The following is an 18,027-nucleotide window of genomic DNA, read 5'->3' on the forward strand; positions in this document are numbered from 1 at the left end:
ACTCCTTAGGCCTTTTCCACCTTCACGAGGAAGGTCTTGGATTCTGGTGTGTTGCTGTTGCCGTCACCAATCGATGCCGTGAGATTGTTGGCCATGTGGCCCTTGCGCCCGGTCGTGGCAAAGCCCCAGTGGATGGGAATGCCGACATGGTGCACGGTCTTGCCTTCGATCTGCATGGGCTTGAGGCGCTTGGTCACCACCGCCGCGGCGCGCACGTAGCCGCGCTTGGAAGTGACCCTGACCTGCTGTCCGGTGGCAATGCCCAGCTCCTGCGCCAGCGCCTCCCCGATCTCGACGAACTGCTCCGGCTGAACGATGTTGTTCAGCTGGACATGCTTGGTCCAGTAGTGGAAGTGCTCGGTCAGGCGGTAGGTCGTGCCCACGTGCGGGAACTCGGCGGCCGTGCCGGCAGTGCCCTTGGTCGACTCGAGAATCCGCACCGCGGGGTTGATGACCGCGAGCTTGTTCTGCGGGTACATCGGGTTGTAGCCCAGCGGATTGTCGAAGGCCTCGTAGTGCGTCGGCAGCGGTCCCTCGTTCATGCCCTTGCGCGCGAAGAAGCGCGCCACGCCCTCGGGGTTCATGATGAACGGGCCCACGGTGGCCGGGTCCATGTTCAACCCCATGTCCGGCACGTCGGGGCCCGCCCAGGCCTTGCCGTTCCACTCGATGAGCTTGCGGTTCGGGTTGAAGGGCTTGCCCTGCAGGTCGCACGAGGCGCGGTTGTACAGGATGCGGCGGTTGAGCGGCCAGGCCCAGGCCCAGTTCAGCGTGTTGCCCACGCCGGTCGGGTCGGAGTTGTCGCGGCGCGCCATCTGGTTGCCCGAGGAGGTCCAGCAGCCGGTGTAGATCCAGCAGCCGCTGAGCGTGCTGCCGTCGTCGCGCAGCTCGGCGAAGCTGCTCAGCTGTTCGCCGGCGCGGCGCAGCAGCTTGGTCGGATCCTTGGGGTCGAACAGGTCGACCAGCGCGCGGCCGTTGTACTCCTTGGCCACCTCTTCGGAGGTCGGGTGCGCCGGCTCGACGTAGGGCCAGTAGAGATTGGCGATCGGGTCGGGGAACTTGCCGCCGTCCTTGGCGTAGGCCGCCTTGAGGCGCAGATGCAGCGCCGACATGATGGCGATGTCGGTCTTGGCCTCGCCCGGCGGCTCGGCCGCCTTCCAGTGCCACTGCAGCACGCGCGAGGAACTCACCACCGCGCCGTCTTCCTCGGCGAAACAGGTCGTCGGCAGGCGGAACACCTCGGTCTGGATCGATGCGGTGTCGACGTCGTTGAACTCGCCGTGGTTCTTCCAGAACTCGGAGGTCTCGGTGACCAGCGGATCCATGATGACCAGGAACTTGAGCTTGGACAGGCCGGTGCGCACGCGGTTGCTGTTGGCCAGCGAGGCCAGCGGGTTGAAGCCCTGCGCCAGGTAGCCGTTGATCTTGCCTTCGTTCATCATGTCGAAGACCTGCAGCATGTCGTACTGGCGGTCGAGCTTGGGCAGGTAGTCGAAGGCCCAGTTGTTCTCGGCCGTCGCCGCGGGTCCATACCAGGCCTTCATCAGGCTGATGTGGAACTTGGGCGTGTTCGACCAGTAGTTCATCTGGCCCGGACGCATGGCCTTCGGGGTGCGTGCCTCGAGGTACTTGCCGTAGTCCTGCTCGCCCTCGTTGGGCAGCGACAGGTAGCCCGGCAGGCCCGCCGTCAGCAGGCCCAGATCGGTCAGCCCCTGGATGTTCGAGTGCCCGCGCAGCGCGTTCATGCCGCCGCCCGAGATGCCGATGTTGCCCAGCAGCAGCTGGATCATCGCGCCGGTGCGCAGGATCTGCGCGCCCGTCGTGTGCTGGGTCCAGCCCAGCGCGTAGAGGATCGTGGCCGCGCGTCCCGGCTGCGCCGTCGAGGCCAGCTGCTCGCAGACATGCAGGAATTTGGCCTTGGGCGTGCCGCAGATGCTCTCGACCTTTTCCGCGGTGTAGCCGGCGTAGTGGCGCTTGAGCCACTGGTACACGCAGCGCGGGTGCTCCAGCGTCGGGTCGGTCTTCACATAGCCGTCGGCGTCGAGCTCGTAGTCCCACGAGGTCTTGTCGTAGCTGCGCGTCTGCGGGTCGTAGCCGGCGAAGATGCCCTCGTCGAAGGCGAAGTCCTCGCGCACGATATACGTGAAGTCGGTGTAGTTCCTCACGTATTCGTGATGGATCTTGTTGTTCGTCAGCAGATAGTTGATGACGGCGCCCAGGAACACGATGTCGCTGCCCGAACGGATGGGGGCATAGAAATCGGCCACCGATGCGGATCGGTTGAAGCGCGGGTCGACCACCATGAAGTGCGCATTGTTGTGCTCCTTCGCCTCGGTCACCCATTTGAAGCCGCAGGGATGGGCTTCGGCGGCATTGCCGCCCATGATCAAAATAACGTCCGCGTTCTTGATGTCGACCCAATGGTTCGTCATCGCTCCACGGCCAAACGTCGGGGCAAGACCTGCCACCGTCGGGCCGTGTCAGACACGTGCTTGGTTGTCGAATGCAAGAAGGCCCCAGGAACGGGCCACTTTGTGCGTGATGTAGCCGGCTTCGTTGCTGGCGGCCGAGGCGGCGAGCATGCCGGTGGTGAGCCAGCGGTTCACCGTCTGGCCCTTGTCGTTCTTCTCGACGAAGTTCGCGTCGCGGTCGTCCTTGAGCAGCTTGGTGATGCGGGTCAGCGCTTCGTCCCAGGACATGCGCTTCCACTCGTTGGAGCCGGGCGCGCGGTATTCGGGGTATTTGAGGCGGTTCGGGCTGTGCACGAAGTCCAGCAGCGACGCGCCCTTGGGGCACAGCGTGCCGCGGTTGACCGGATGGTCCGGGTCGCCTTCGACGTGGATCACCGACAGCTTGGCGTTCTTCGCGCCGTCGCCGAGCGAATACATCAGGATGCCGCAGCCTACCGAGCAGTAGGTACAGGTCTGGCGCGTGACCGTAGTCGCGGCCAGCTTGAACTGGCGCACCTCAGCGAGCGCGGCGGTGGGCGAGAAGCCCATCACCGCAAGGCTGGATGCCGCCAGACTGGAACCAGTCACTTTCATGAACTGGCGTCTGGAGAATTGCACCATGGGGGGTACCTTTTTTAAATGACGCTTGTGACTCGATTCTAGAAGTAAGCACTGAATCAAGTTTCATCCGCACCACTATCACCCATCCCAGGTCGGGTTCTCCGCCAGTTCATGCCCCTATCATTTGAGAGGCGAGAAGGGTTATTGACCGCTCGAAGCCGTTTTTTCGTCCCGCGAGAGTAGGTGTTTACCCTTGTTGCTGCACAATCCTGCGCTCATTGCTTGGGCGGCAAGACCGTCGTCGACACGTCCGCACCGGCGTGATGGTCCTGGCCGAACAGGTCCCAGATGGCGATGAACAGTGCCGCGATCAGTGGACCGACGACGAAGCCCGTCAGGCCGAACAGCGCCATGCCGCCCAGCGTGGAGATCAGCACGATGTAGTCCGGCATCTTCGTGTCCTTGCCCACCAGCAGCGGCCGCAGCACGTTGTCGACCAGCCCGATCACCAGCACGCCATAGGCCGCGAGGACACTGCCCTTGACGATGTCGCCGGTTGCGAGGAAGTAGATCGCCACCGGCCCCCAGATCAGCGCAGCGCCGACGGCTGGCAGCAGCGACAGGAAGGCCATCACCACGCCCCAGAGCACCGGGCCCTGGATGTCGAGGATCCAGAAGATCAAGCCACCCAGCGCGCCCTGGGCCATGGCCACGACCATGTTGCCCTTGATGGTGGCGCGCACCACGGTGGTGAACTTGCTGGCCAGCGCGGTCTTGTGCGCCGGCTCGAGCGGAAACGCATAGCGGATGCGGCTTGCCAACTGGGCGCCGTCGCGCAGCAGGAAGAACAGCAGGTAGAGCATGACGCCGAAGCCGACGATGAAGCCCATGGTGTTCTGCCCGATGCCCACGGCCTGCGAGGCCGCGACCTTGCTGGCCTGCACGGCGATGCTCGAGAGCCGCTCCTGGATTTCGGCGACCGAGGTCAGGCCCACGCTGTCGAGCGTGCGCGTGGCCCAGGAGGGCAGGGCCGACATGATCTGCTGGTAATACGCCCCGAAGTTGAGCTCGCCTGTGTTGAGGTTCTCGTAGATCAGCGTCGCCTCGCGCACCAGCGAGGCGCCGATCAGCACCAGCGGCAGGATCACGATCACCAGGCAGATGGCCAGCGTGGCCAGTGCCGCGAGGTTGCGCCGTTGCGGCATGCGCGCCAGCAGCCGCTGGTGCAGCGGCGCGAACAGCACGGCCAGCACCACTCCCCAGAAAACGGCGCCCCAGAACGGCCACAGGATGACCAGGAATCCGGCGGTGACGATGCACAGCAGCAGCAGGAAGACGCGATGGTGGAGGGTGGTGCTTTTCATGTGCAGGTGGATTAAATATAGTTGCAAATGTAATCCACCCCGGCCGGCCCGGTCGGGGTGTCCCTGTCGGTTCAGTGGCACAATGGTGGTCGCAACAAGGCCCTTCCCATGCCACCGTCGCATCCGCCAATCGGTACAGCCGTGTCGCGGAAGGTCTACCCACCAGCTAATGCTTTCTCCAGGAAAGCGGAGGTCAGCGAGATATGAGCGATCAGACAACCGTCTATCAAGCCTACCAAGGCAATACCCATCTCTTCGGCGGCAATGCGCCGTATGTCGAAGAGATGTACGAGAACTACCTTGCCAATCCCGGCAGCGTGCCCGATTCGTGGCGCGAGTATTTCGATGCACTGCAGCACGTGCCCGCGGTCGACGGCTCCAATGCCCGCGACGTGCCCCACCTGCCGGTCGTCAACGCCTTTGCCGAGCGTGCCAAGCAGGGCTGCACCCAGGTCGTCGTCGCTTCGGGCGCCGACTCCGAGCTGGGCCGCAAGCGCACCGCCGTGCAGCAACTGATCGCCGCGTACCGCAATGTCGGCCAGCGCTGGGCCGATCTCGACCCGCTCAAGCGCACCGAGCGCCCCCAGATTCCCGAACTCGAGCCTTCCTTCTATGGCTTCGGCGACGCCGACCAGGAAATCGTGTTCAACGTGGGCAACACCTTCTTCGGCAAGGAAACCATGCCCCTGCGCGAGTTGCTCAACTCGCTCAATGAAACCTACTGCGGCGCCATCGGCGCCGAGTACATGTATGCCACCGACCAGAACCAGAAGCGCTGGTGGCAGCAAAAGCTCGAAACCATCCGCAGCAAGCCGCAGTTCGACGCGCAGAAGAAGCAGCGCATCCTCGACCGCCTGACGGCTGCCGAAGGCCTCGAGCGCTTCCTGCACACCAAGTACGTCGGCCAGAAGCGCTTCTCGCTCGAAGGCGGCGAGAGCTTCATCGTCGCGATGGACGAGCTGATCCAGTCGGCCGGCTCCAAGGGCGTGCAGGAAATCGTCATCGGCATGGCCCACCGCGGCCGCCTGAACGTGCTGGTCAACACGCTGGGCAAGACCCCGCGCGACCTGTTTGCCGAGTTCGACCACACGGCCCCCGAAGACCTGCCCTCGGGCGACGTCAAGTACCACCAGGGCTTCAGCTCCGACGTGTCGACGGCCGGCGGCCCGGTGCACCTGTCGCTGGCCTTCAACCCCTCGCACCTGGAAATCGTCAACCCCGTGGTCGAAGGTTCGGTGCGCGCACGCATGGACCGCCGTGGCGACCCGCAGGGCAAGCAGGTGCTGCCGGTGCTGGTGCACGGCGACGCGGCCTTTGCCGGCCAGGGCGTGAACCAGGAAACGCTGGCGCTGGCCCAGACCCGCGGCTACACCACGGGCGGCACGGTCCACATCATCATCAACAACCAGATCGGCTTCACGACCTCCGATCCGCGCGACACGCGCTCGACGCTGTACTGCACCGACATCGTGAAGATGATCGAGTCGCCGGTCCTGCACGTCAACGGCGATGATCCCGAAGCCGTGGCCCTGGCCGTGCAGCTGGCGCTGGAATTCCGCATGGAGTTCGCCAAGGACGTGGTCGTGGACATCATCTGCTTCCGCAAGCTGGGCCACAACGAGCAGGACACTCCCGCGCTGACGCAGCCGCTGATGTACAAGAAGATCGCGGCCCACCCCGGCACGCGCAAGCTCTACGCCGACAAGCTGGCGGCCCAGGGCCTGGGCGAGACGCTGGGCGACGACATGGCCAAGGCCTACCGCGCGGCGCTCGACGAAGGCCGCCACACGGCCGACCCGGTGCTGACCAACTTCAAGAGCCAGTACGCGGTCGACTGGAGCCCCTTCCTGGGCAAACCCTGGACCGATGCCGGCGACACCGCGATTCCGCTGACCGAATGGAAGCGCCTGGCCGAGAAGATCTCGACCATCCCCGAGACCGTCGCGCCGCACGCGCTGGTCAAGAAGGTCTATGACGACCGCGCCGCCATGGGCCGCGGCGACATCAATGTCGACTGGGGCATGGGCGAGCACATGGCTTTCGCCTCGCTGGTCGCTTCGGGCTACCCCGTGCGCCTGTCGGGCGAGGACTGTGGCCGCGGCACCTTCACGCACCGCCATGCCGTCATCCATGACCAGAAGCGCGAGAAGTGGGACACCGGAACGTACGTGCCGCTGCAGAACGTCGCCGACAACCAGGCGCCGTTCGTCGTGATCGACTCGCTGCTGTCGGAAGAGGCCGTTCTGGGCTTCGAATACGGCTACGCCTCGAACGACCCGAACACCATGGTCATCTGGGAAGCCCAGTTCGGCGACTTCGCCAACGGCGCCCAGGTCGTCATCGACCAGTTCATCGCCTCCGGCGAAGTCAAGTGGGGCCGCATCAACGGCCTGACGCTGATGCTGCCGCACGGCTACGAAGGCCAGGGCCCCGAGCACAGCTCGGCACGCCTGGAACGCTTCATGCAGCTGGCCGCGGACACCAACATGCAGATCGTGCAGCCGACCACGGCCAGCCAGATCTTCCACGTGCTGCGCCGCCAGATGGTGCGCAACCTGCGCAAGCCGCTGGTGATCATGACGCCGAAGTCGCTGCTGCGCAACAAGGACGCGACCTCGCCGCTGTCCGAGTTCACCGCCGGTGCCTTCCAGACCGTCATCCCCGAGCAGGATGCCAAGATCGCCGACAACGCCGCCAAGGTCAAGCGCGTCATTGCCTGCTCCGGCAAGGTGTACTACGACCTGGTGAAGAAGCGTGCCGAGCGCGAGGACGACAGCGTGGCCATCATCCGCGTGGAACAGCTCTATCCGTTCCCGCACAAGGCCTTTGCCGCCGAGCTCAAGAAGTACCCCCAGGCCACCGACATCGTGTGGTGCCAGGACGAGCCGCAAAACCAGGGCGCGTGGTTCTTCATCCAGCACAACATCCACGAGAACATGCTCGAAGGACAGAAGCTGGGCTACTCCGGCCGCGCGGCTTCCGCCTCGCCGGCAGTGGGCTACTCGCACCTGCACCAGGAACAGCAGAAGGCGCTGGTCGACGGCGCATTTGCCAAGCTCAAGGGTTTTGTCCTGACCAAGTAAGGCCAAGAGACCCCTCACTCAGTACAAACACCTTTTGAAAGAAACACCATGGCAATCGTAGAAGTCAAAGTCCCCCAGCTGTCCGAATCCATCGCCGAAGCCACCATGCTGACCTGGAAGAAGAAGGTCGGCGAAGCAGTGGCGGTCGATGAAATCCTGATCGAGATCGAGACCGACAAGGTCGTGCTGGAAGTGCCCGCACCGTCGGCCGGCGTCATCACCGAGATCGTGCAGGGCGACGGCGCCACCGTCACCGCCGAGCAGCTGATCGCCAAGATCGACACCGAAGCCGTTGCCGGCGCCGCCGCTCCCGCAGCTGCAGCTCCTGCACCCGCTGCCGCCGCTCCCGCTGCTGCACCCGCTGCGCCCGCAGCCACCGGCGGCAACAAGGGCGATGTCGCCATGCCCGCCGCCGCCAAGCTGCTGGCCGAGAACAACCTGTCGGCCGCCAACGTGGCAGGCTCCGGCAAGGACGGCCGCGTGACTAAGGGCGACGCCCTGAACGCCATCAAGGGCGGCGTGCAATCGACGGCTGCCGTCATCCCCACCGGCGTGCCCGCCAAGTCGCTGCCCCAGGTGTCCGCACCTGCGGGCAAGCAAGACCTGGGCGAGCGTCCCGAGCAGCGCGTGCCGATGACCCGCCTGCGCGCGCGCGTCGCCGAGCGCCTGCTGCAGTCGCAGTCGACCAACGCCATCCTGACGACCTTCAACGAAGTGAACATGGCGCCCGTCATGGCCATGCGCAAGAAGTTCCAGGACGACTTCACCAAGGAACACGGCGTGAAGATGGGCTTCATGTCCTTCTTCGTGAAGGCCGCGGTGCACGCGCTGAAGAAGTACCCGGTGCTGAACGCTTCCGTGGACGGCAACGACATCGTCTACCACGGCTACTTCGACATCGGTATCGCCGTCGGCTCGCCGCGCGGCCTGGTGGTGCCCATCCTGCGCAACGCCGACCAGATGAGCTTTGCCGAGATCGAGAAGAAGATCGCCGAGTTCGGCCAGAAGGCCAAGGACGGCAAGCTGGGCATCGACGACATGACCGGTGGCACCTTCTCCATCTCCAACGGCGGCACCTTCGGCTCGATGATGTCCACCCCCATCATCAACCCGCCCCAGTCGGCGATCCTGGGCGTGCACGCGACCAAGGACCGCGCCGTGGTCGAGAACGGCCAGGTCGTGGTGCGTCCAATGAACTACTTCGCCATGTCCTATGACCACCGCATCATCGATGGCCGCGAAGCCGTGCTGGGCCTGGTGGCCATGAAGGACGCGCTGGAAGATCCCGCACGCCTGCTGTTCGACCTGTAAATCCCCTGCGGTCAGGTCCACTGTTCCAATGAAACCCACCCCAGCGGCGCGATGCCCGGCGGTGGGTTTCTTCCAAATGCATTGAGAGAGATTGAGACATGAGCAAGCAATTTGACGTCATCGTGATCGGCGCCGGCCCCGGCGGCTACATCGCCGCGATCCGCGCCGCCCAGCTGGGCTTCAACGTCGCCTGTATCGACGAGTGGAAGAACGAAAACGGCGGCCCCGCACCCGGCGGCACCTGCACCAACGTCGGCTGCATTCCCTCCAAGGCGCTGCTGCAGTCGTCCGAGCATTTCGAGCATGCCCGCCTGCACTTTGCCGACCACGGCATCTCCACTGGCGAAGTGGCGATGGACGTGCAGAAGATGATCGCCCGCAAGGACGCGATCGTGAAGCAGAACAACGACGGCATCCTGTACCTGTTCAAGAAGAACAAGGTCACGTTCTTCCATGGCCGCGGCTCCTTCGTCAAGGCGGCTGACGGCGGTTACGAGATCCGCGTTGCCGGCAAGGAAGAGCAAACGCTGACGGCCAAGCAGATCGTCATCGCCACGGGCTCGAACGCGCGTGCGCTGCCCGGCGTGCCCTTCGACGAAGTCAACGTGCTGTCCAACGACGGCGCGCTGCGCGTGGGCGCCACCCCCAAGAAGCTGGGCCTGATCGGCGCCGGCGTCATCGGCCTGGAAATGGGCTCGGTCTGGCGCCGCCTGGGCGCGGAAGTCACTGTGCTCGAGGGCATGGACAAGTTCCTGGCCGCGGTGGACGAACAGATCGCCAAGGAAGCCAAGAAGGCCTTCGACAAGCAGGGCCTGAAGATCGAGATGGGCGTCAAGATCGGCGAAGTCCAGGTCAGCGACCAGGGCGTGAACGTGAACTACACGGATGCCAAGGGCGAAGCGCAGACGCTGTCCGTGGACAAGCTCATCGTGTCCATCGGCCGCACCGCCAACACCATCGGCCTGAACGCCGAAGCCGTGGGCCTGGCGCTGGACGAGCGCGGCGCGATCGTCGTCGACGATGACTGCAAGACCAACCTGCCTGGCGTCTGGGCAGTGGGCGACGTGGTGCGCGGCCCGATGCTGGCGCACAAGGCCGAGGAAGAGGGCGTGGCCGTGGCCGAGCGCATCGCCGGCCAGCACGGCCATGTGAACTTCGCCACTGTGCCGTGGGTCATCTACACCAGCCCCGAGATCGCATGGGTCGGCCGCACCGAGCAGCAGCTCAAGGCCGATGGCGTGAAGTACAAGGCCGGCACCTTCCCGTTCCTGGCCAACGGCCGTGCGCGCGCGCTGGGCGACACGACCGGCATGGTCAAGTTCCTGGCCGACGCCGAGACCGACGAGATCCTGGGCGTGCACATGGTCGGCCCGGTCGTTTCGGAACTGATCTCCGAAGCCGTGGTGGCAATGGAGTTCAAGGCATCGAGCGAAGACATCGCACGCATCTGCCACGCCCATCCTTCGCTGTCCGAAGCAACCAAGGAAGCGGCACTGGCCGTGGACAAGCGCACGCTGAACTTCTGATCAGCCTGCTCTTGAGCGGCGGTGAGCACACCGCCGCATCCGCCGAAAGTGCCTGGGTATCGGGCGCTTTCGGCTTTTGTCTTTTCACACCAGCACCGTGAGCCCGCATGTCCCAGTCCGTCCGTGAGGCCTATGAGGCCGAATTGCTTGCCAAAGGCTTTCAAAGCGATCCCGCGCAGCTGCGCGCCGTCGAGGCCCTGCAGCGCTGCGCCGACGAATGGGCGGTCTACAAGAGCAAGCGCTCGAACGCGCTGAAGAAGCTGATCAACCGTCCCGAGATTCCCAAGGGCGTCTATATGTATGGCGGCGTGGGCCGCGGCAAGAGCTTCCTGATGGAGTGCTTCTTCAACGCCGTGCCACTCAAGCGCAAGGTGCGCCTGCACTTCCACGAGTTCATGCGCGAGGTGCACCGCGAACTGGCGACGCTGCAGGGCGTGCAGGACCCGCTCGAAGTGCTGGGCGCGAGCATCGCCAGGAAATACAAGCTCATCTGCTTCGACGAGTTCCACGTCGCGGACATCACGGACGCGATGATCCTGCACCGTTTGCTGGTGGCGCTGTTCGACAACGGCGTGGGTTTCGTCACGACATCGAACTTCACGCCCGATGGCCTCTACCCCAACGGCCTGCACCGCGACCGCATCCTGCCGGCCATCGACCTGCTCAATGAGCGCATGGAAGTCGTCAACGTCGACAACGGCACCGACTACCGCCGCCGCACCCTGGAGATGGTCAAGCTCTACCATACGCCGCTGGGCCCGGAGGCCGATGCGGCCATGGAGGAAGCCTTCGACCGGCTGGCGGAGGTGCACGACGAGGACCCGGTGCTGCATATCGAGGCCCGCGAGATCCGCGCGCGCCGGCGCGCCGGCGGTGTGGTGTGGTTCGATTTCAAGACGTTGTGCGGCGGCCCGCGCTCGCAAAACGATTACCTGGAGATCGCCACGCAGTTCCACACCGTGCTGCTGTCCGACGTGCCCTTCATGCCGGTCAACATGGCCTCGCCCGCGCGGCGCTTCACCTGGCTGATCGATGTGCTCTATGACCGCAGGGTCAAGCTGATCCTGTCGGCTGCGGTGCCCCCCGAGCAGCTCTACACTGAAGGTCCCCTGGCCCACGAATTCCCGCGCACCGTCTCGCGTCTCAACGAGATGCAGTCGCAGGAATTCCTGTCGCTCGAGCACCGCTTGGTGGATACCAGCCTGACCTGAGGCCCTTGCCCATGCACCGTGTGTCTTTCCTTTTTCCCACCACCGCGCTGTGGCCGCGTGCCGGCGCACTGGCGCTGGCCTTGCCGTTGCTGTCGGGCTTGGTCCACGCGCAGCCTGCAGCCGCCGATACCCAGGTCGTGTCAGATGCAGTGAAGGCCGAGCGCGCCGCAACGCGCAAGCGTATTGCTGCCGAACGCGCGGCCATCGCCCAGCGGCGCAGCGAGGAAGAGACCGCGTGCTACCAGCGTTTCGCGGTCGAGGATTGCCTGAACGCGGCGCGCACCCGCGCGCGCCTGGCCGACAACGCGCTGCGCGCTGAGGAAAGCGCCATCAACAGTGCCGAGCGGCGCGAGAAATCGGCCGAGCAGTTGCGTGCCGTGGAGCGCAAGGTCGAGGAGAAAAGGCGGCAGGCTCCCGACGCATCCAGTGGCATGGAAGGCAAAATACGCACTGCCCCGCAGCCCAGGCCCAGGGCGACCGAGGCGCCCACCGCCCAGGACCTGGTCGAAGTCCAGGCCGCGCGCGCCCGGGAGGCACGAGAACGCGCCCAGGCCCAGTCGCAGCGCCAGCAGGCCCATGCTGCCGAGCAAGCCCGCAAGCAGGCCAAGGACGCAGAGGATCGCGCGGCAGCGCGCCAGCGCTATGAGAAAAAACAGCGCGAAGCCGCGGAACGGCGCGAGCGCCAGCGCGCCAAGGCGGCGGAATCCACCAAGAAGGCGGCTCCATTGCCGCCGCTTGCGCCCTGACGTGGCTCGGCCGAACGGCTGCGGTCTCGACCAATCAAGACATACTTCGATAGGCTCAGGCCAAACGGGCGCCAAGCCCATGGCCCGTCCGTCCCGAGCTTGTCGAAGGATGAATGTCTCCGGCTCTTGACTGAAGACGCACTTCGACAGGCCGGGTGTGAACGCAAGGACCTTGCGACCCGCGAAGGCTTTGCAGTCATCGCCAAAATGCGCGAGAAGCCTGGTCCAAGCCAGTAGGCCGCTTGCGGCTTGGAAGCAAAGGCGTCTGGTTTGGACGGGGAGGGATGGCGCGGCGTGCAGTCAACTCGATGCCTGATACAAGCCTGGCCGGCCGCGCCTGGCCGGCCCCGCCTGGCATCGGGCGCAGCGTCTCGAGAGCATCCTCGCCGATGACAGGGTGCGGCCGGCCAGGTAGAGCAGGTTTGCGAATAAGAGAATGGGTTTGCAGCGATTGCGCCACTGTGCACGACGGAGATGTGAATGCTGCCAAAAACATTCTCGCGGCGGGGCATCGCCGTCTTGCAGAAGGAATAAGCGTCTCGTCAAGGCGGCGAGGGTGTCAACCGCAAGCGTACTCATTGAACTCCATTCGGTTGAGCGCCGCACACACATCCGCCATGCGCCCAGACATCAGCAGCCGGCCGCCCTGGGTCTGGCCTTCGTTGCGCAGGATGCGCACACCACTGTGCACGGGCAGGCCGGCCTGCGGCAGGCTGGCTGGACGCGGGGCAGGGCGCTTGGACGCGACACGGGTCAAAGGCAGGGAAGGAAAGTCCAGCGCCGCCGGGGATTGCCCGAAAAGCATGTCGTTCTGGGCATGGCGCGAGTAAGGCAGGGCCTGCAAAGCGAATTGCATGTGGTAACTCCAGCAAAGTGATAAGACAGCCGCACACATTCGGGCGCAGCCGTGCTTCAGCCCGAAAGGCCGAGGGTGCAATGCATGGGCCAGAGGCCCTGCGGGGAAAGCGAGGCCTGTTACATGAACAGGGTGTTGCGGATCAGGCCGACGGCCAGGCCCTCGATGGCAAAGGGTTCATCGGGCTGGACATGGATGACCGGGAAGTCCGGGTTCTCCGGAAGCAGCTCGATGCCGCTGCGCGTGCGGCGCAGGCGCTTGACGGTGACTTCGTCGCCTAGGCGCGCGACTACAATCTGCCCGTCGCGCGCTTCCTTGCTGGCCTGTACTGCCAGCAGGTCGCCGTCCATGATGCCGGCATCGCGCATCGACATGCCGCGCACCTTCAGCAGGTAGTCGGGCTTGGCCTGGAACAGGCTGGGCTCGACGGCATAGGTCTGGTCGATATGCTCCTGGGCCAGGATGGGCGAGCCGGCGGCAACGCGGCCGACCAACGGCAGCACCAGCGAGGCGATTGCCGTGATGGGCGAGCCAAAGCTTGCGCCGCGTGCGGCGTTGATGTTGCGCACGGTGTCGTGGCGTAGGCGGATGCCGCGCGAGGTGCCGCTGACCAGCTCGATGACGCCCTTGCGCGCCAGGGCCTTCAAGTGCTCTTCGGCAGCGTTGGCGGAACGGAAACCCAGCGTGCCGGCAATTTCGGCCCGGGTCGGGGGCGCCCCGGTACGTTCGATGGCGGACTGGATCAGATCCAGGATTTGCTGCTGTCGCGGCGTGAGCTTCGGATGGTCGAGCATGGCAGTCCTTCAATGGGTGTCAGCGGCAGGCTGAATTCTCTATGTTTTTTTATACAGTGGCTGTATTTTTCACCAGTTTTCAAGGGGCCGCAAGTGGGCAATTCAAATAGTGTGGTGATATTGGCCACAGGCGGAACGATCGCGGGCACGGCTGCGGATGCTTCGCAGACGGTAGGCTATACGGCAGCGCAGCTGGGCGTGGATCAACTGCTGGCTGCGGTGCCCGATCTCGCGCAGGTGGCGGGTGGCGATCTGCTGGCCGAGCAGGTGGCACAGCTCGACAGCAAGGATATGGACAGCGCCACCTGGACCACGCTTGCCCACCGCTGCATGCATTGGCTGGCACAGGACGAGGTGGGTGCGCTCGTGATCACCCACGGGACGGACACGCTGGAAGAGACCGCCTGGTTCCTGCATCTCGTGCTGCCTCCAGGCAAGCCGGTGGTGCTGACCTGCGCGATGCGGCCGGCCACGGCCTTGCTGGCCGACGGCCCGCAGAATCTGCGCGATGCCGTGACATGCGCGGTGGATGCGCAAGCGCGGGGCGTGCTGGTGGTGGCTGCGGGGCAGGTGCACAGCGCGCGCGCCGTGCGCAAGTTCCATCCCTACAGGGTCGATGCCTTCACATCGGACGATAAAGGCGTGCTGGGCTGGGTCGAGGAGGGCCGGGTGCGCTGGCAGCGGCCGCCCGAGCCGGTGGATGCGCAGCGCGGGGCATTTGCCGCACTGCTGCGGCGCCTGCCGGATCCAGCGGCATGGCCATGGGTCGAACTGGTCAGCAGCCATGCGGGCTGCGATGGTCGCGCGGTCGATGCACTGCTGGCACAGGGCGTGCAGGGATTCGTGGTGGCCGCGACGGGCAATGGCACGCTGCATCGAACGCTCGAGCCGGCGCTTCAGCGCGCGTTGAGCGCGGGCGTGCCGGTTCGGGTCGGCACCCGTTGCAGCGAAGGGCAGCTGGTGGCGGCACAGGACGCGCCGCCAGCCGATGTGCCGATGCAGCCCCGCCCCGTGGATCTGCCGCCGCTCAAGGCGCGCATCCTGTTGCAGCTGGAACTGCTGGCCGCGCAGCACTAGCGCACGACGCAAAAAGGCCGCGGTCCGAAGACGCGGCCTGAAGTCGTTCCTTGACCCGGCGCCGCAGGCAGCGCCGGTCAAGCCAGTCAGCTTTCCAGAGCGGCGAAGGCGCGCGCAGTGATTTCTTCCACCGTGCCCATGCCGCTGATCGCACGGTATTGGGGCGCCTGGGCCGCATCCTGCAGTGCCCAGTTGCGGTAGTAATCGACCAGCGGACGGGTCTGGTCGCTGTAGACCTGCAGGCGCTTCTGCACGGTTTCTTCCTTGTCGTCCTCGCGCTGCACCAGGTCTTCACCGGTCTCGTCGTCCTTGCCGGCCACCTTGGGCGGGTTGAACTTCACGTGGTAGGTGCGGCCCGAAGCCGGGTGCGAGCGGCGGCCGCTCATGCGCTCGACGATGGCCTCGAAGGGCACATCGATCTCCAGCACGAAGTCGAGCTTGACGCCCGCGGTCTTCAGGGCGTCGGCCTGCGGAATGGTGCGCGGGAAGCCATCGAACAGGAAGCCGTTGGCGCAGTCTTCCTGCTGGATGCGTTCCTTGACCAGGCCGATGATGAGGTCGTCGCTGACCAGCTGGCCCGCGTCCATCACGGCCTTGGCCTGCTGGCCCAGCGGGGTGCCGGCCTTGACGGCGGCGCGCAGCATGTCGCCGGTCGAAATCTGCGGGATGCCGTACTTCTGGCAGATGAAAGCAGCCTGTGTGCCTTTGCCGGCGCCGGGCGCGCCCAACAAGATCAGTTTCATGGAGATCCTCGAAGAGTTGAAATTCTTTTGGACAACAAAGGAGCCGGCGGGCAGCGCGCCGGCCGGCTCCATGTCGCGTTTTTTCGCGGCAAGGATAGCACGCGTGCACCCTTGTGGGGACCTACACCGTGATGGTTTCGTGACAGTCGCGCAACCGGCTTCATCGGCCGGATGGCGTTTCCTTGCCTGTAATATTTCCTATTTTCTGTTATTTCAGAAATAACTGTTCTTCTTGGCCGAGAGCCCGAAGCGGCGCGCGGGCTTGTCCCGCGAGGCGCCCGCAAGAAGCTTGCTCCTCAGCCCAGCAAGGCGCGCACGCGTTCGAGATCGGCTGGCGTGTCGACTCCCGCTCCGGGCGCATCGTGCGTGACATGCACCGCGATGCGGTGCCCATGCCAGAGCGCGCGCAGCTGCTCCAGCGCCTCCAGCGCCTCGGTGGGCGCCGGCGCGAGCTTCGGGAACTGGCGCAGGAAACCCGCGCGGTAGCTGTAGATGCCCACATGGCGCAGCGGCGCGAAGCCCGCGTGGCCGGCCAGCGCCGCCGGGTCGTTCCACCATGGCTGGCCGGCATGGTCGCGGGCGAAAGGAATCGGTGCCCGGCTGAAGTACTGCGCCAGGCCCTGCGCATCGCAGACCACCTTCACCACATTGGGGTTGTGTAGGTCTTCGAGGCCCCCGATGGGATGGGCGGCGGTGCCCATGCTGGCTTCGGGCACGTTGCCCAGCAGCGCGGCCACGGCGTCGATCAGCTGCGGGTCGATCAGCGGCTCGTCTCCCTGGACATTGACCACGCAGTCGCCGCCATCCAGGCCAAGCTGCCCGCAGGCCTCGGCCAGCCGGTCGCTGCCGCTGGCATGGTCGGGACGGGTGAGCAGCGCCTGCACGCCGTGGGCCTCGCAGGCTTCGATGATGCGCGCATCGTCCGCGGCCACCACGACGCGCGCAGCCCGGCTCAGCAGCGCGCGCTGCGCCACGCGCACCACCATCGGCAGCCCCGCGATATCGGCCAGCGGCTTGTTCGGCAGGCGGCTCGAAGCCATGCGCGCAGGAATCAGCACCGTGAAGCCGCTGCTGGCGAACAGCGCGGGCGCGGCGTGGGTTGGCGCGGCGGCAGTCACGCCTCGAGCTCCTCGTCGCTCAGGGTACGGGCCTCGTTTTCCAGCAATACCGGCATGCCGTCGCGCACCGGATAGGCCAGGCGGGCGTTGCGCGACACCAGTTCCTGGCGCTCGCGGTCATAGGTCAGAGGGCCCTTGGTCACGGGGCAGACGAGCAGTTCGAGGAATTTGGCGTCCATGGCAATAGCGAAGTGAGAGTCAGTGTTTCGATGATAGTGAGAGTGCCTGCGCGAGTGCCGGAAAGAATCCCTCGGCAATGGAGATTTCCAGGGGCACGGCCCAGGCTTCGGGGTGGCGGGTCCACAGCTTCACGGCGTCTTTCTCCGTGCAGACCAGCGCGCTTGCGGCGCCGTCCATTCCGCCCCAGCTCTCAAAATTATAGTGATCGGGCAGGGCCTCGGCGCGCGCCAGCGTCAGCCCCTGGGCCCGCAGCATGGCAAAGAAGTCCGCCGGCCGTGCCACGGCCGCCAGCGCATGCAGGGGCTGGCCGCGCAATGCCGCCAGCGGCACCCGCTCGCCGCGCGCGTTGTGCGCCTGGCGCGCCAGCTGGCGCCGCAGCGCATAGGCCGGCGCCGTGCCGGACGGACGCGCTCCCGCATGCAGCACCAGATCGACCTTGCGCGGCCAGGGCTCGCGCAGCGGGCCTGCGGGCAGCAGGAAGCCGTTGCCGGTGCCCTCGTCGTTGAACACGCACAGCTCCACATCGCGCGCCAGGGCCAAATGCTGCAAGCCGTCATCGCAGACGATGACCTGGGTGGCGGGGTAGGCGGCGCGCAATGCGCGCACCGCGTCGATGCGCGCACGCGCGACGAAGACCGGCGCGCCGCTGCTGCGCGCCAGCAGCGCGGGCTCGTCACCCACGCTGTCGGCGCGGCTGTCGGGTTTGGCCTCGCGGCAGTCATCGGTGCTGCGGCCATATCCGCGCGAGACGATTCCCACGGCCAGGCCGCGTTGCTGCAGATCGCGCACCACGGCCAGCGTGACGGGCGTCTTGCCTGCGCCGCCGGCAATCACGTTGCCCACCACCACGACGGGAATGCCCGCATGCTGCCGGCGCAGCAGGCCCGCGGCATAGAGCAGCCGGCGCAGGCGCACCAGCGCGCCATACAGCAGCGACACCGGCCACAGCGCCCAGGCCAGCGCGCCGCGCCGCCGCCAGGCGCTGCGCAGCGAAGAGGAACTCATGC

The 18,027-nt window shown here is 65.7% G+C and carries 15 protein-coding genes and 1 pseudogene; 8 read left to right on the plus strand and 8 right to left on the minus strand.

Annotated features, from left to right (window positions below):
• Positions 1-5: 5 nt before the first annotated feature.
• On the minus strand, positions 6-3,071 hold the full coding sequence (gene fdnG / locus M9799_RS15715) for a formate dehydrogenase-N subunit alpha (RefSeq protein ID WP_231042258.1): 3,066 nt from the start codon (positions 3,069-3,071) through the stop codon (positions 6-8).
• A gap of 215 nt (positions 3,072-3,286) precedes the next feature.
• Positions 3,287-4,375: an AI-2E family transporter gene (locus M9799_RS15720; protein ID WP_231042259.1), complete on the minus strand. Its 1,089-nt coding sequence runs from the start codon at positions 4,373-4,375 to the stop codon at positions 3,287-3,289.
• Positions 4,376-4,578: 203 nt separating this feature from the next.
• Between M9799_RS15720 and M9799_RS15725 the strand changes: the two genes are divergently transcribed.
• The 6 genes and pseudogenes from M9799_RS15725 to M9799_RS20665 all read left to right on the plus strand — a co-directional run.
• Complete coding sequence (locus M9799_RS15725) at positions 4,579-7,458, plus strand: 2-oxoglutarate dehydrogenase E1 component (RefSeq protein ID WP_231042260.1); 2,880 nt, start codon at positions 4,579-4,581, stop codon at positions 7,456-7,458.
• A gap of 48 nt (positions 7,459-7,506) precedes the next feature.
• On the plus strand, positions 7,507-8,769 hold the full coding sequence (odhB, locus tag M9799_RS15730) for a 2-oxoglutarate dehydrogenase complex dihydrolipoyllysine-residue succinyltransferase (RefSeq protein ID WP_231042261.1): 1,263 nt from the start codon (positions 7,507-7,509) through the stop codon (positions 8,767-8,769).
• 98 nt (positions 8,770-8,867) lie between these two features.
• On the plus strand, positions 8,868-10,295 hold the full coding sequence (lpdA, locus tag M9799_RS15735; protein WP_231042262.1) for a dihydrolipoyl dehydrogenase: 1,428 nt from the start codon (positions 8,868-8,870) through the stop codon (positions 10,293-10,295).
• A 107-nt stretch (positions 10,296-10,402) separates the two neighbouring features.
• The gene (zapE, locus tag M9799_RS15740; protein WP_231042263.1) at positions 10,403-11,506 is read left to right on the plus strand and encodes a cell division protein ZapE; all 1,104 of its coding nucleotides are present in this window, start codon (positions 10,403-10,405) and stop codon (positions 11,504-11,506) included.
• An 11-nt stretch (positions 11,507-11,517) separates the two neighbouring features.
• Positions 11,518-12,252 carry a hypothetical protein gene (locus M9799_RS15745; RefSeq protein ID WP_231042264.1) on the plus strand — a complete coding sequence of 245 codons (735 nt, stop codon included), beginning with the start codon at positions 11,518-11,520 and terminating at the stop codon, positions 12,250-12,252.
• A gap of 389 nt (positions 12,253-12,641) precedes the next feature.
• Positions 12,642-12,710: pseudogene (locus M9799_RS20665) on the plus strand (hypothetical protein); the annotation flags it as partial.
• A gap of 101 nt (positions 12,711-12,811) precedes the next feature.
• On the opposite strand, the gene M9799_RS15755 reads toward M9799_RS20665, so the two are convergent.
• Positions 12,812-13,108 (minus strand): hypothetical protein, encoded by a 297-nt coding sequence (locus tag M9799_RS15755; protein WP_231042728.1) that lies wholly within the window; start codon positions 13,106-13,108, stop codon positions 12,812-12,814.
• A gap of 119 nt (positions 13,109-13,227) precedes the next feature.
• Positions 13,228-13,902, minus strand: a complete 675-nt coding sequence (lexA, locus tag M9799_RS15760; RefSeq protein WP_231042265.1) for a transcriptional repressor LexA — start codon at positions 13,900-13,902, stop codon at positions 13,228-13,230.
• Positions 13,903-13,995: 93 nt separating this feature from the next.
• On the opposite strand from lexA, the gene M9799_RS15765 reads away from it, so the two are divergent.
• Complete coding sequence (locus tag M9799_RS15765) at positions 13,996-14,979, plus strand: asparaginase (RefSeq protein ID WP_377008475.1); 984 nt, start codon at positions 13,996-13,998, stop codon at positions 14,977-14,979.
• Positions 14,980-15,065: 86 nt separating this feature from the next.
• On the opposite strand, the gene adk is transcribed toward M9799_RS15765, so the two are convergent.
• Entirely contained in the window at positions 15,066-15,722 is a 657-nt protein-coding gene (gene adk, locus M9799_RS15770; RefSeq protein WP_231042267.1) for an adenylate kinase, read from the minus strand.
• On the opposite strand from adk, the gene M9799_RS15775 reads away from it, so the two are divergent.
• A complete protein-coding gene (locus M9799_RS15775) occupies positions 15,721-15,945 on the plus strand; it encodes a hypothetical protein (RefSeq protein WP_263725523.1) in 225 nt (74 codons plus the stop codon). The genes adk and M9799_RS15775 overlap by 2 nt on opposite strands.
• 73 nt (positions 15,946-16,018) lie before the next feature.
• On the opposite strand, the gene kdsB is transcribed toward M9799_RS15775, so the two are convergent.
• From kdsB to lpxK, 3 genes are all read right to left on the minus strand, one after another.
• Positions 16,019-16,762: a 3-deoxy-manno-octulosonate cytidylyltransferase gene (gene kdsB, locus M9799_RS15780; RefSeq protein ID WP_231042698.1), complete on the minus strand. Its 744-nt coding sequence runs from the start codon at positions 16,760-16,762 to the stop codon at positions 16,019-16,021.
• A gap of 74 nt (positions 16,763-16,836) precedes the next feature.
• Positions 16,837-17,019 (minus strand): Trm112 family protein, encoded by a 183-nt coding sequence (locus M9799_RS15785; RefSeq protein ID WP_231042268.1) that lies wholly within the window; start codon positions 17,017-17,019, stop codon positions 16,837-16,839.
• Positions 17,020-17,038: 19 nt separating this feature from the next.
• Entirely contained in the window at positions 17,039-18,025 is a 987-nt protein-coding gene (lpxK, locus tag M9799_RS15790; RefSeq protein WP_231042269.1) for a tetraacyldisaccharide 4'-kinase, read from the minus strand.
• Positions 18,026-18,027: the final 2 nt, after the last annotated feature.

The organism is Comamonas endophytica, from assembly GCF_023634805.2.
Classification (GTDB): Bacteria; Pseudomonadota; Gammaproteobacteria; order Burkholderiales; family Burkholderiaceae_C; genus Comamonas; species Comamonas endophytica.

Bases quoted from the DNA above. Each gene is read 5' to 3' on its own strand.
- zapE (WP_231042263.1), top strand. From the start codon at position 10,403: ATGTCCCAGTCCGTCCGTGAGGCCTATGAGGCCGAATTGCTTGCCAAA.
- lexA (WP_231042265.1), bottom strand. From the start codon at position 13,902: ATGCTCGACCATCCGAAGCTCACGCCGCGACAGCAGCAAATCCTGGAT.
- M9799_RS15725 (WP_231042260.1), top strand. From the start codon at position 4,579: ATGAGCGATCAGACAACCGTCTATCAAGCCTACCAAGGCAATACCCAT.
- odhB (WP_231042261.1), top strand. From the start codon at position 7,507: ATGGCAATCGTAGAAGTCAAAGTCCCCCAGCTGTCCGAATCCATCGCC.
- M9799_RS15720 (WP_231042259.1), bottom strand. From the start codon at position 4,375: ATGAAAAGCACCACCCTCCACCATCGCGTCTTCCTGCTGCTGCTGTGC.
- kdsB (WP_231042698.1), bottom strand. From the start codon at position 16,762: ATGGCTTCGAGCCGCCTGCCGAACAAGCCGCTGGCCGATATCGCGGGG.
- lpdA (WP_231042262.1), top strand. From the start codon at position 8,868: ATGAGCAAGCAATTTGACGTCATCGTGATCGGCGCCGGCCCCGGCGGC.
- M9799_RS15775 (WP_263725523.1), top strand. From the start codon at position 15,721: ATGGAGATCCTCGAAGAGTTGAAATTCTTTTGGACAACAAAGGAGCCG.
- lpxK (WP_231042269.1), bottom strand. From the start codon at position 18,025: ATGAGTTCCTCTTCGCTGCGCAGCGCCTGGCGGCGGCGCGGCGCGCTG.
- adk (WP_231042267.1), bottom strand. From the start codon at position 15,722: ATGAAACTGATCTTGTTGGGCGCGCCCGGCGCCGGCAAAGGCACACAG.
- M9799_RS15745 (WP_231042264.1), top strand. From the start codon at position 11,518: ATGCACCGTGTGTCTTTCCTTTTTCCCACCACCGCGCTGTGGCCGCGT.
- M9799_RS15785 (WP_231042268.1), bottom strand. From the start codon at position 17,019: ATGGACGCCAAATTCCTCGAACTGCTCGTCTGCCCCGTGACCAAGGGC.
- M9799_RS15755 (WP_231042728.1), bottom strand. From the start codon at position 13,108: ATGCAATTCGCTTTGCAGGCCCTGCCTTACTCGCGCCATGCCCAGAAC.